This window comes from Pseudoalteromonas tetraodonis (assembly GCF_002310835.1).
GTDB lineage: Bacteria > Pseudomonadota > Gammaproteobacteria > Enterobacterales > Alteromonadaceae > Pseudoalteromonas > Pseudoalteromonas tetraodonis.
The window spans coordinates 1,992,997-2,007,014 of record NZ_CP011041.1 but is presented as its reverse complement, the minus strand read 5'-3'; the positions used below and the strand labels follow the sequence as shown (position 1 = coordinate 2,007,014).

The 14,018-nt window shown below is 40.6% G+C and carries 9 protein-coding genes; 2 read left to right on the top strand and 7 right to left on the bottom strand.

The features are described from left to right. Positions 1-181: 181 nt before the first annotated feature. On the bottom strand, positions 182-763 hold the full coding sequence (locus PTET_RS09225; protein WP_010388603.1) for a superoxide dismutase: 582 nt from the start codon (positions 761-763) through the stop codon (positions 182-184). 264 nt (positions 764-1,027) lie between these two features. On the opposite strand from PTET_RS09225, the gene PTET_RS09220 reads away from it, so the two are divergent. Continuing rightward, positions 1,028-1,366 carry a Grx4 family monothiol glutaredoxin gene (locus tag PTET_RS09220; RefSeq protein WP_008113155.1) on the top strand — a complete coding sequence of 113 codons (339 nt, stop codon included), beginning with the start codon at positions 1,028-1,030 and terminating at the stop codon, positions 1,364-1,366. Positions 1,367-1,568: 202 nt separating this feature from the next. Here the strand turns inward: PTET_RS09220 and PTET_RS09215 are convergent, their stop codons facing one another. The 6 genes from PTET_RS09215 to PTET_RS09190 form a co-directional block, all read right to left on the bottom strand. Further along, complete coding sequence (locus tag PTET_RS09215; protein WP_096038525.1) at positions 1,569-2,873, bottom strand: sensor histidine kinase; 1,305 nt, start codon at positions 2,871-2,873, stop codon at positions 1,569-1,571. Next, the gene (locus tag PTET_RS09210; protein WP_096038524.1) at positions 2,873-4,201 is read right to left on the bottom strand and encodes a sigma-54-dependent transcriptional regulator; all 1,329 of its coding nucleotides are present in this window, start codon (positions 4,199-4,201) and stop codon (positions 2,873-2,875) included. Before PTET_RS09210 ends, PTET_RS09215 begins: the two co-directional genes overlap by 1 nt. Positions 4,202-4,286: 85 nt before the next feature. Continuing rightward, positions 4,287-5,492 (bottom strand): ABC transporter permease, encoded by a 1,206-nt coding sequence (locus tag PTET_RS09205; RefSeq protein WP_167378574.1) that lies wholly within the window; start codon positions 5,490-5,492, stop codon positions 4,287-4,289. Between the two features lie 14 nt (positions 5,493-5,506). Beyond that, positions 5,507-6,820 (bottom strand): ABC transporter permease, encoded by a 1,314-nt coding sequence (locus PTET_RS09200; RefSeq protein WP_096038522.1) that lies wholly within the window; start codon positions 6,818-6,820, stop codon positions 5,507-5,509. 3 nt (positions 6,821-6,823) lie between these two features. After that, entirely contained in the window at positions 6,824-7,534 is a 711-nt protein-coding gene (locus tag PTET_RS09195; RefSeq protein ID WP_013465175.1) for an ABC transporter ATP-binding protein, read from the bottom strand. A gap of 35 nt (positions 7,535-7,569) precedes the next feature. Further along, positions 7,570-8,826: an efflux RND transporter periplasmic adaptor subunit gene (locus PTET_RS09190; protein WP_096038521.1), complete on the bottom strand. Its 1,257-nt coding sequence runs from the start codon at positions 8,824-8,826 to the stop codon at positions 7,570-7,572. 726 nt (positions 8,827-9,552) lie between these two features. Between PTET_RS09190 and gltB the strand changes: the two genes are divergently transcribed. Next, the gene (gltB, locus tag PTET_RS09185; RefSeq protein ID WP_090492327.1) at positions 9,553-14,010 is read left to right on the top strand and encodes a glutamate synthase large subunit; all 4,458 of its coding nucleotides are present in this window, start codon (positions 9,553-9,555) and stop codon (positions 14,008-14,010) included. Positions 14,011-14,018: the final 8 nt, after the last annotated feature.

Sequence of the window (14,018 nt, the reverse complement as noted above, 5' to 3'; positions counted from 1 at the left end):
GTATTCACTATTTAAAGTCTAGTCACGAATTTAAATTTTTGTGCAATAAAATTAAAAATTTATATGAAAAATGATCATGATGCACTTTTAGAAAACAACCTACGTATAACCCTAATCAAATAAAGTAGCGGACATAAAAAAAGACGCCTAAGCGTCTTTTTAAAGATTAGTTTAAAACTAATTATGCGAAGTTAGCGTTCGCGAATTCCCAGTTAACGAGTGACCAGAAACCTTTAAGGTAATCTGGACGCACGTTACGGTAATCAATGTAGTATGCGTGTTCCCATAAATCCACGGTTAGGATTGGTGTAACACCTGCATCTGTTAATGGTGTTGCAGCGTTAGATGTATTAACGATGTCTAGTGAACCATCAGCTAGTTTAACTAACCACGTCCAGCTTGAACCAAAGTTATTTACTGCTTTGTCGTTTAACGCGTCTTTAAATGCGTCAAATGAGCCCCATTTAGCGTTAATTGCATCAGCAATTGCACCTGTTGGAGCGCCACCGCCATTTGGAGATAGGCTGTTCCAGTAGAAAGTGTGGTTCCAGATTTGAGCTGCGTTGTTAAATACACCGCCTTCTGAAGAACATACGATCTCTTCAAGTGATTTACCTTCAAACTCAGTGCCTGGGATTAAACCGTTAAGTTTAGTCACATAAGTGTTGTGGTGTTTACCATGGTGAAACTCTAACGTTTCTTGTGAAATATGTGGCTCAAGTGCATCAATTGCATACGGTAGTGACGGTAGTTCAAATGCCATTTTTTATCTCCATCTTCTTTTGGTTGATAGTCTATTTAGTAATACGTAATGCCTGCGCAAACAGGGCACTTATCTATACCAAACAGGAATATAGTGTTACTATAATTGTTGAGTATTTTACTCAAGTTTTAGCAAACAGCAATGCTCTTGCTAAAGCTATTTAAGATTGAGGCTTTAATTGCCTATGTTAATCTATATATCTGAGGCCACAGTGAAACTTTTTCAAGGCCTAATGTGTTCGCTATCGTCATTTTGAGGTTGTAAATGGAAACCATCGATAAAATTAAACAGCAAATTGCTGAAAACCCAATCATCTTATACATGAAAGGATCACCAAAACTGCCTAATTGTGGTTTTTCTTCACAAGCATCACAAGCATTAATGTCGTGCGGTGAACCGTTTGCATATGTGGATATTTTACTTAATCCAGACATTCGTGCAGAGCTTCCTGCTTACGCTAACTGGCCTACCTTCCCGCAACTTTGGGTTGAAGGCGAGTTAATTGGTGGCTGTGACATTATCATTGAAATGTTTCAACGTGGTGAATTACAACCACTGATCACTGAAACAGCTGCAAAGCATAAACCTGCAGACGCTGAATAAGCGTTTAGGTAAAAAAAAGCTGCAATTTGCAGCTTTTTTTATGTCTATAAAGTATTTACTCATAGTTGCTTATACGATGACAGTACCGAATGAGTAGGCAGCTTTTCGCGGTTTTTACTTAGCTCACTAGGTCATAAACTTCAGAACGCGATTGTATCATTTCTAAATTGGATGAGTTTTCAGCCTTAAAGTTAAACAACTCTCAAGGTAAACTTACAAAAACACTGATCCCGCCGACGTCCCGATTGTGTAGGCTAATTTGCCCATGATGGGCTTCAACAATTTCTCGACACAGTGCCAAACCTAATCCACTTCCTGCCACCTTGGTAGAATAAAAAGGGATAAGCGCACTGGCCATAACTGTTTCACTCATACCTTTTCCTTGATCGCTCACATTAATATGAGTGCCGAGGCTATCTTGTGTTACTTTTAAGCTGATATGCTCCGCTAGCGACTCTGATTCATGTGCGTTTTTCAACAGGTTAATGAGCAATTGTTCTATTTGGGTTTGATCGGCTTTTGTAGTGATGTCTTTTTGAAGGTCGAAATTAAATTGCCATTGGCTTTGTAATTGATCGAGTAATGAATGCCAGTCAACCGTTGTTATTTTAGGTGGTGGAAGTTTAGCAAACCTACCATAGCCTTGAACGAACTCGTTTAAATGCTTTATTCGCTCTTCAATGGTAGTGAAAACGCGCTTTAAACGAGGTTCATCCACTTTTTGCGTTAACAGTTGTGCACTATGTAACATGGATGACATAGGCCCTAGTGAGTTATTGAGTTCATGGCTAATGATCCTAATAACCTTTTTCCAAACTTCAACTTCTTGGCGGCTCAATTCGCGGGTCAATTGTTTAAAAACAAACAACCTATGGTGTTGGTTGTTAAGCAATAAGCGACCCATTGAAAGATGCCATGTTTGCGGTTCTTGTTCTGTTTTATCAAGAATAAATAAACCATCTACGCCTTTATTAACGGCATTAATTATTTGCTGTGGGGCTTTAGACAATAATGGTGAGATTTTTTCGCCTTCAAGGGCTGTACTTGCATTAAAAAAATCTCTCGCACTGTGGTTACTATAAACAATAAAATCATTATCATTAACTAATAATACAGCTTGAGGGGAGTTTTGTAATACCTTATCAAGCATTAACTCTCGTTGGTAAACCCATTGTTTTTCTTGTCTTAATTGCTTTGCAGTTTGGTTATAAAGCTGGCACAAATGACCTAATTCATCATTATGGTTATAGGCCAGTAAAGTTGATAGTTCCCCATCCTTAAAATTTAATAAGCCAGTTTCTAATGAAGTAATACCTTGAACCAGTTTACCACTGAGTCGATGAGCTAAAAAGCTACTCAGAGTGGCTGTAAAAATAACACTTAGTGCTGTTTTTATACCGTCAACATCCAGCAGCCAGCAACAGATAAAAACAGGGATCGCAGAGGAAAATACACATACTAAAATCACTTTAGACGTTAAAGAAAAGCGGTATCTTGATTTAACCATTAGTAGGCAATCTCAAACTTATCAAGGCGACGGTAGAGTGCTTGTCTGCTAAGGCCAAACTCACGTGCTACTTTGGCAATCACCCCTTTATGTAAACGCATGGCATCCTCAATTTGTTGTTTGTTAGGCTCTATTTTTTGAGTCAGTGTTTGAGGCGTAATAGGAGTTAAACCAAAGTCATCGATGCTTATCTCACCGCTGGGTTTAAGCACACTGACTCGTTTACATGCATTTTCAAGTTCACGAACATTACCGGGCCATGAATGGGCTAAAAGTAGGTTTTCGCATTGTAAATCCAGCTCACGTTCTTCTAAAAAATGACGAATAAGAGGAAGTATGTCATCCGGTCGTTGGTTAAGACTTGGTAAGTTAAGTTCAATTACATTTAAGCGGTAGTATAAGTCTTCTCTAAACTGTCCTTTGCTGATTGCATCTGTTAGGTTTTCATTGGTCGCTGATATTACACGGACATTAACTTTTCGGGTCTGGGTTGAACCTAAGCGCTCGAATTCTCCCGTTTGTAAAATCCGTAGGAGCTTCATTTGCCCTGATAAAGGGAGATTACCTATTTCATCTAAAAATAATGTGCCACCGTCAGCTGCTTCAAATCGACCAATCCTTTGTTTTGTGATCCCTGTAAAAGCACCTGCTTCTGCACCAAATAATTCTGCTTCTATTAGTTGATGGGGAAGGGCACCTGCATTGACCGTAATAAACGCAGCATTTTGGCGAGGTGAGTTTGCTTGAATAATTTGTGCTATGCGCTCTTTACCACTGCCATTTGGGCCTGTTATTAATACTGAGACATCAGATTTGGCGACTTGTAATGCCATTTTAACTAATTGCTCCATGGCCGTACTGCGATAAATTAAACCTACTAAATTAGCATTTTCTATAGATGCCTCACGCTCTTGCTGGTGGCGCAATAAGGTTTGATTTTGTTTTTTTGTCTTTCCTAGTTCAATTAGGTTATTAACACAGGTAAGAAGCTTGGCATCATCCCATGGTTTTGGTAAATAATCAGCCGCACCGGCTTTGACAAGTTCAACGGCTGTTTCAAGCTCAGTCCATGCAGTGATCAGAATAATGGGCAGATGGGGATTTAGCTCTCTAAGTTGATAAAAGAGTAACTTTCCCTCTTCTCCTGAAGTTGTGTCGTTACTAAAGTTCATATCTTGAAGTACAAGTGCAATACGCTGGTATTGCACAATTTGAATAGCTTCAAATGGGCTATTTGCAGTAACCACTTTATAGTCGTGAATCTCTAGCAATAATGACAGAGCATCTAAAATTGCAGGATTATCATCAACGATAAGTATTTTTTCCATGTTAATTTAATCGCTGTTTATTATTATTTAAATATTGAAAATGCTACACCGCGTTTAGCCAGTGTAGCATAGGTTGGGAGCTGTGCTATATGGTTCGGGTTGCGATACTCGGCGAAATATTTGCCGCGCGTTTAGCTGGGCCAAATACAGCCAAAAGACTCATTGTGAACACCATGATTGCCGTGACAGCAATATAACTTGATGGTAATGCCGCTATTGAAAAATGTTGCATTAATAACTGACCGAGTAAAAGTGCTGAAATAGCACCTAAAAATAAGCCAGCAATGCAAATCAGCGCATTTTCAACTAAAAAATAATTAACAATTGCAGATTTACGAGCGCCTAAAGCACGACGGGTTCCAATTTGCTTGGTACGTTTGTTTATATTAAATAGCGTCAAACCAAAAATGCCCAGTGCGGTTACCAATACCAGTATGGTTATGAGCACAATTAACATACGCATCATCAATGTGTCTTCAGCCATGTATTGGGCTTTATCTTGGTCAAGGCCCCGAACTCGGATAATTACACGTTTGTTGTAATTTTCTAGCATCTCGTCTTCAATTCGTTTAGCAATATTTGCCCGCTCATTGGCTGCTGTGCGAACTAAAAAATTCCCCGAAATATTAGGATTTATATAAGGAATTAATGCGACATTATTTGGGCGGCTGTCTTTGAGCCATGGGCCTTTTGCATGCTTAATTACACCAATGACTTTCATTGGAATATCACCAAGGAATATTGTTTTTCCTAATCCATCTTCATCAGGAAATAGCTCATTTAATAATGCCTGTGTCACAATGGTAACATTGGCTCGCTGATCATTATCGTTAGTTACAACAACTTCGTCTTCTCTAAAATTGCGTCCAGCAATAAGTTCAACCCCAAGCGTGTTAATTGCATGATCATCTGTAAAAAAGTAAGCAGTTCTTGCAGAAAGCCCAGGCTCAGGGGCTGAATTTATACTGAAGTCAGAAGAGCTACCACTTCCCGATAAGGGGATGTTGTTTATATAGGCGGCGTCTTTCACTGCGGGTAAAGCTCTTAACATCGCTTCATCAAGTTCAAATTGTTGGTGGCTTTTGACATCTTTGCCAAAGTGCATGACATGAAAAGCAAGTATTTCATCTTCGGGGTATCCTGTATCCTGATTAAGATAAGTCATTCTATCTTGAATAATAAACGCTGCGTTACTGACAATAGCAGTAGTAATAGCTATTTGGATAAGTAACAACAGCGCACCAACTTTAGATCGACACAGTGCATGGAAAATAGGTTTAATTTCTAACATCATAGTGTTCGTCCTTATTGGCTTTTTAGGTAAATTGCAGGATTGGTTTTACATACCAGCCAAGCAGGGTAAAGCCCAGCTATTATGCAGGTGCTAATTGCAATGAGTGGGGCGCTCAATAACATGGTTAAATCCATGGTCGCTAAGCTTTCGTAGTAGCTATAGCTTTGGCGAACACCCAATAAGCCAAACTGGGCAAGGACAATACCAAGTAGCCCACCTAATAGTCCTAGCATGGCGACTTCGATAATATGTTGCATAAAAATCTGTCGCTTACTGGCTCCAAGTGCACGGCGTACACCGACTTCTGGAGCTCGACGTAAAAATTTTGCAAGTAATAAGCCGAGAATATTCGCCAAACATACAGCCAAAAACATAAAACTAAGTGCGACTAAAATTTTGTTATCTTCACTGACCACGTTGTTATAGGCCATCCACTGGTTAACATCTCGAATACTGTAAGCTAACTCTTTGCGATTAAAACGACCAAGCTTTTGTTGCTCTTGCATGTAGGCTAATAAATAATTTTCATAATCATTTTTTTGTTGTTCGTTAGTTAATTCAACCCAGAATTGAATCCACACCATTTCTGACTGTAACTTGGCACTAAAGCTTCTAACATCCTCATGTTTCCAACCATTGGTATTCCCCCAATTACCAAGCTGTTTTGCTTCAAGAAGACTAAATGGCATAAAAAGTTGTTCAGGGTCATTAAATGAACCATTATTTAAATCGTAGTATTTGATGGTTAATGGCCAGTTTCTAGTAACCCCAACCACTTCATAACTCGCATCATCAAGGTAAATAATTTTACCCACTGAATTTTCGCCAGCAAAAAGCTTATTATTTAACTCTTCACTGATCACAACAACGGGGGTCGCGTTTTCTTCTTGCTGCAGAGACCATTTTTCACCATAGAGAAACTCAAGATCAAACATATTAAAAAATTCTGGGGTTGTTAGTCTCGCACTTTGGCTAAAAGGTTTTACTGTGTCAGAGTCTATGTAAACAGAGAATCCACTGCGCACCATTTTTAAACGCTGGCCACCTATCTCTGATTTATATAGGTTTGCAGCATCTTGATAAGTTAGTTGTAGCGGGAGGTTATCAGACGTCCACCAAGTGTGGCCATCATCCATTACTTGCAACTGCACAGCATAGAGCTGGCTACTTTTATGCGCAATGGGATCCGCTGACATCATGTGATAAACGCTTAAACTCGTCATAGTGATGCCAATACCAATGGCAATCGCCAGTACCATTAAAAAGCTTACTAACGGTGTGCGCTTGAAGCTGCGCCAACTTAAATCGAGGTAATGTAGAAGCATGGCTTAGGCTCCAGCAACATTTTTAAGGTTTTGTGCACCTTGGTACAAGGTGAAATCAGCAAGTTGACCGTCTACAACTTGAATATTTCGAGGGGCACGCCGAGCAAGTTCTGCATCATGGGTGACCATGACAATGGTTGCGCCATCGCGATTGATTTGTTCAAGCAGCTCCATTACTTGACGAGCCATAAGGCTGTCGAGATTACCGGTAGGTTCATCGGCTAATAAAAATCGTGGCTCGCCAGCAAGCGCCCGTGCTATGGCCACTCGTTGTTGCTGTCCGCCAGAGAGTTGCTGTGGCAAATGTTTTGCCCGAGAGGCAAGGCCAACTTGTTCTAAGCATTTTTCAATGCGACGTTTACGCTCTGCGGCTTTAATACCCCTATAACGTAGCGGTACTTCAATATTTTCATATAAGTTTAAGTCAGGTATTAAATTAAACCCTTGGAAGATAAAGCCTATTTTTTGATTTCGACAATCTGCACGTTGATTATCGTTTAACTTACCGACATCAATTCCATCAAGTAAGTATTCACCTGCGGAGAAGGGCTCTAACATTCCAGCGATATTTAAAAAGGTCGTTTTTCCTGACCCGCTAGGGCCTGTTACAGCAATAAATTCGCCTTCATCAACGTGCAGATTAAAGTCACGTAATGCATGGGTTTGCACCATTTCAGTTTGATATACTTTACTTATATTATTCATCTTTAACATGCTTTTTCCTTTTATTATTTGGTTCTACGCGATTGTTAGCGAAGTAATAACGTGTGTGTGTGTTTGAAACTGTTATAGCTTGAGATAATCAATTCATCGCCAGCTTGAACCCCTGAAATTAACTCAACCGCATTAATGCTGGTTGCACCAATTGAAATATCAATGAGCTGAGCTGTATCACCGGTAATTTTATAAACCTGTGTGCCGCCTTGTTGTAAAAATGCCCCACGCTTAACCTGTAAAACATCGTCACGATTTTCTAATAAAATACGTGCGGTTAATCGTTGGTTTTGTCTGATGCCCGTCATGTCTTTGTTAAAACGTACACGTGTTGTGACTTCTCTATTATTGACTTCTGGTGAAATGGCAGAAAGGGTACCCATCACTTTGCTAGCGCCCATTGTTATCTCTACGTCCATACCTAAACCAAGGTCATTTGCATAACTTTCAGGGACTTGTAGTTCTGCTTCAAAATTGCTCAAATCAACTAAAGTCATTAGTGGTTGGCTTTGTGTTACCGCTTCTCTTTGTTGAACTAGTAAGTTACCTACAATCCCTGACACAGTGGCTTTAATTGTTAAGTTATTAACTTTGCGAAGTAGATCATCGACAATCAGTTGTTGACGAGTGACATCTCGTTTAGCGGCCTGTAGTTCAAAAGCAAGTGTATCTTTGGACAATTCAACTTCTTGCTCTGCATGTTTATAAGAAAGTTTTGCACGGGCAAGCTCATCAATGGCTTTTTCATGATCAATTTGACTGATCACATTTTTTTGCATTGACAAAGTCGCTCTGCGATTTTCTCTATCGGCAGCGTTTAATTCTACTTGTGCTAGATCAAGCGCTTTATTTAAGCTTAATGATTGGCGGCGTGCCTCAAGGTGTTTACGTTGTAGCTCGCCCTCAAGACGAGCTAAAACAGACTGTTGCTGCTTTAATTCGTTTGTGAGCTCGGGGCTCTCAACCATGGCTATTACATCATTCAGTTTGACTGAGTCACCAGCATTTACCTTCAATGAAACAAAGCCTCGTTCAGGGCTGTAAACTTTTGGTGCTCTGGCGGCTACAATTTTACCGCTGGCTGCAACATCACGTATTAGTGATTGGCGCACCACTGTGGCTATTTGTAGGCTTACTCTATCAACCGAGATAGTACCTTCTTGATCAGTATTTAATAATGCATATACACATAGAGCAACTAAGCCCACAGTAAATATAAACAGCCATATGTTTTTTTTAAAATTTATAGGTCGTGAGATTTGCGTGTCTTGCCCGCTAGTGTCTTTAATCATTATTTGTTCTCTTTGCTTAGTGTTTTTCAAACACAGTAATCATTAGCGAGGCAATAAACAGAATAATTGGTGAAATTAAAAATAAGCCAATAGTAAACATTCAAATGCCCTCAAAATTTATATAGTTATGGGATATTCGAATAGCGTGCCATTTTTTATCTTTTTGAATTTAATTACTTTTTATTTTTAAACTTTCTTTTTATGTGTCCGCGGACATAAAAAGTGTCCGCTGCGGGCACTTTTTTGATTTGGCTGTGGGGTGAGATTACCTCAACGTAAAGCAAAGAAAGTTGTTAATTAATGCATAGCATAAGACTAACGTGCAAATTCATTGAATAAACTATGTGCTAATAGAAGTCGATGTAATTAAATGTCATGTTTAGATGTATTACGAATAAAGCAAAAATGATGGAATGATATCTAGTGAATAGTTATTCATTTTAAGCCTCCTTTACGTTTACGTAAACTGCCTGTTGTGAGGAGGTTTTATTTACAAGTTCTTAAAAATAACACCGGTGTCATTAAAGTTTTCGATCCAATATCTACTCAAATGTTAATATTTAGCATTATTTTATAATTTTTAATGAAGTTGAAATATATTCAATATAATGAATATGTATTCAGAAAGATATTGACTCAGGTTAGGAATAACGCTAATTTTGATCGTCTGTTAGCAAATCGTCGAGCCGTTCATCCACGTTAACAGTGCAGCAAGGGGAGGGGTCCATGTTATATGACTCAAAACTAGAAAAAGATAATTGTGGCTTTGGCTTAATAGCCCAAGTAAATAACCAAGCGAGTCACCGACTCATCCGTACGGCGATCACCGGTTTAGATCGCATGCAGCACCGCGGCGGTATATCTGCTGATGGTAAAACGGGTGATGGTTGTGGCTTGTTACTTCAAAAACCAGACAGCTTCTTTCGTGCTATTGCTGCTGAAAATAATTGGCATTTAGGTAAAAATTACGCCGTTGGGATGATTTTCCTCAATGCTGATCCGGTATTAGCACAAGCAGCTAAAGATGTTTTAAGCGAAGAACTAGAAAAAGAAACGCTTAATATTTTAGGTTGGCGTGTTGTCCCTACCGATCCATCAATGCTAGGACCTATAGCCCTAAAGCAATTGCCTGGGTTTGAACAAATTTTTATTAGTGCGCCTGAAGGTTGGCGTTCTAAAGATTTAGAGCGACGTTTATATGTTGCACGTCGTCGTGCAGAAAAGCGCTTGATGGATGATGAATCATTTTATATTGCGAGCTTATCTGGGCTAGTCACCATCTATAAAGGCTTAATGATGCCTGCTGACTTGCCAAATTTTTATCTCGATCTTGCTGATATTCGCATGACCAGTGCTATTTGTGTTTTTCATCAACGCTTCTCTACAAACACACAGCCTCGCTGGCCTTTAGCGCAACCATTTCGTTATTTAGCGCACAATGGTGAAATTAATACTATTGAAGGTAACCGCCAGTGGGCCCGTGCACGCTCTTATAAATTTGCTTCGCCGCTTATTCCTGATTTACAAAGCGCAGCGCCGTTTGTTAATGAAACAGGGTCTGACTCATCTAGCCTCGATAATATGCTAGAGCTGTTTTTAGCTGGTGGTATGGATTTATTCCGTGCGATGCGCATGCTAGTGCCGCCAGCATGGCAAAAAAACCGTGCTATGGATGACGACTTACGTGCATTCTATGATTTTAATTCTATGCATATGGAACCGTGGGACGGCCCTGCAGGCATCGTTATGTCGGATGGGCGTTTTGCAGCCTGTAACCTAGACCGAAATGGTTTACGTCCAGCGCGTTATATTATTACTCAAGATGGCTTTATTACTTTAGCCTCTGAAGTGGGTATATGGGATTACACCGCTGACGAAGTGGTCGAAAAAGGACGTGTTGGCCCGGGCGAACTCCTCGTTATTGATACTAAATTGGGTAAAATTTGGCATTCAGATGAAATTGACCAAGATTTAAAATCACGCCACCCTTATAAGTCGTGGTTAGAAGAAAACGTTAAACGATTAACGCCTTTTGAAGCACTTACCGAGCAAGATGCGGGCAATCGCTCATTTGATGATGAAACCCTTGTCAAATACCAAAAGATGTTTGGCTATACTAACGAAGAGCTAGACAGCGTCATTCGTGTCATGGGTGAAAATGGGCAAGAAGCCACTGGCTCAATGGGTGACGATACGCCGTTTGCCGTACTGAGTGAAGGGCACCGTTCACTTTATGATTATTTCCGTCAAAAGTTTGCTCAGGTTACTAATCCGCCAATTGATCCGTTACGTGAAAACCATGTAATGTCGCTTGCAACGTGTATTGGCAGTGAGCAAAACGTATTTAATGAAACAACAGGTCACGCTAAACGCCTGCAATTTGATACGCCTATTTTAATGTACGCTGATATGCAGCAGCTACTTAACGCCGATGAAGCGCACTACAGCTATTGTAAGATTGATATTACTTACACCGTAGAAGAAGGCCTTGAGAATGCGGTTAAGCGCATCTGTGATGAAGCACAAGCAAAAGCCGCATCTGGCTGCATTATGCTGGTATTAACGGATCGTAACTTTGATGACAATCAATTACCTATCCCTGCTGCTATGGCGGTGGGTGCGGTACAAAAACGCTTGGTAGATAATAACTTACGCTGTGAGTCAAATATTATTATTGAAACTGGCAGCGTTCGCGATGCGCATCAATTTGCGGTACTACTTGGATTTGGTGCAACCGCAATTTACCCGTATTTAGCGTACGAGTCACTTGTGGCTATGAGCGATACCAAGGTAATTAATAAGTCATACTGTGAAGTTACACTGGCTTATCGTCAAGCAATTAATAAAGGCTTGTACAAAATCATGTCTAAAATGGGCATTAGTACCGTGGCTTCATATCGTTGTTCAATGCTGTTTGAAGCAGTTGGTCTATCGGACGCTATTGTTGAGATGTGTTTTAAAGGCGTGGCGAGTCGTATTAAAGGGGCGTGTTTTAGCGACTTTGATGACGATCAGCAAAGCTTGCATAAACTGGCGCTTAGTAAACGTAAATTGTTAAGCCATGGTGGTTTATTTAAGTACGTACACGGCGGCGAGTACCATGCTTACAACCCTGATGTGATTCAAACGTTACAAAAAGCAGTACGTAGCGGCGAGTACAGTGATTACAGCGAATACGCAAAGCTAGTTAATCACCGTCCAGTCGCGACTCTGCGTGATATGTTGGCTTTAAAACTGCCAGAAAAGGGTATAAGCATTGATGAGGTAGAGCCTGCCACTGAGCTTTATAAACGGTTTGACTCAGCCGCCATGAGTATTGGTGCATTATCGCCAGAAGCGCATGAAGCACTCGCAATTGCCATGAATCGTTTAGGTGGCTGCTCAAATTCTGGTGAAGGTGGCGAAGATAAGCTGCGTTACGGTACAGAAAAAAATTCACGTATTAAACAAGTAGCTTCGGGTCGATTTGGTGTCACCCCACATTACTTACGTAGCGCTGATGTTATTCAAATAAAAGTGGCACAAGGCGCTAAACCTGGGGAAGGCGGACAATTACCGGGTGAAAAAGTCACTCCCTATATTGCCAAGCTTCGTTACTCGGTACCGGGTGTGACTCTTATTTCACCTCCGCCGCATCACGATATTTATTCTATCGAAGATTTAGCCCAGCTGATTTTTGACTTAAAACAAGTAAACCCGAATGCATTGATTTCAGTAAAACTGGTATCTGAACCGGGTGTTGGCACAATTGCAACCGGTGTAGCAAAAGCGTATGCCGACTTAATTACTATTTCAGGCTATGATGGTGGCACAGGTGCAAGTCCATTAACCTCAGTTAAATACGCTGGCAGCCCATGGGAGTTGGGACTTGCTGAAACACAACAAGCATTGGTAGAAAATGGCCTTCGCCATCGTATTCGCCTGCAAACAGATGGCGGTTTAAAAACCGGCCTTGATATCATCAAAGCGGCCATTTTAGGCGCCGAAAGTTTTGGCTTTGGCACAGGGCCTATGGTTGCATTAGGCTGTAAATACTTACGAATCTGTCACTTAAATAACTGTGCGACAGGTGTGGCAACACAAGACGAAACATTACGTCAAAAGCATTATCATGGTCTGCCAGAAATGGCGATGAACTACTTTAAGTTTATTGCTCAAGAAGCGCGTGAAATTATGGCAAGTTTAGGGGTTGCAAACCTAACCGATTTAATTGGTCGCTTAGACTTACTCGAAGCCATTGAAGGCAAAACAGCGAAGCAGCAAAAAATAGATTTATCAGCGGTTATCGCTCAGCCAAATAACCCAACAGGTGAAACACTGTTTTGCAGTGCACCAAATAGCTCGCATTATTTAGGTGAGTTAAATGAGAGCTTACTAGGCAAGGCACAAGAGGCAATAGATAACTCAAGCGGCATTTCATTAGTAAGTCGTATTTGTAATACCGACAGATCAGTAGGTGCCATGCTTTCTGGGTATATTGCTGATAAACACGGTAATCAAGGCATGGCCGCAGATCCGGTAGTTATTGAATTACATGGTACAGCTGGTCAGTCATTCGGTGTATGGAATGCCGGTGGCCTTGAAATGACTTTGGTTGGCGATGCTAACGATTACGTTGGTAAAGGCATGGCTGGCGGTAAGCTAGTTATTCGCCCACCATTGGGTTCGTCATTTGAAAGTCATAAAGCAACAATTATTGGCAATACCTGTTTATATGGTGCAACCGGCGGTAAATTGTTTGCAGCAGGATGTGCAGGCGAGCGTTTTGCTGTACGTAACTCAGGCGTGCAAGCTGTTGTTGAGGGCGTAGGTGATAACGGTTGTGAATACATGACCGGTGGCGTTGTGTGTGTACTTGGTAATGTAGGAGTGAACTTTGGTGCAGGTATGACCGGTGGTTTCGCTTACATTTTAGATGAACGAGGTGATTTTGAGAAACGCATTAACCCAGAGTTGGTTGAAGTGGTTACTTTAGATGACTTAAGTTCACATCAAGAGCATTTACGCGGCTTAATTGCTGATCATTTAGAGCTAACAGGCTCATGCAGAGCAGAAACTATTTTAGCTAACTTTGAACTTTATTTACCGATGTTCAAATTAGTAAAACCTAAATCAAGTGACGTAAAAAGTTTACTCGGGCACCGCGCTCGCAGTAGCGCCGAACTACGTGTTCAGGCGCAATAAGGGGGCAG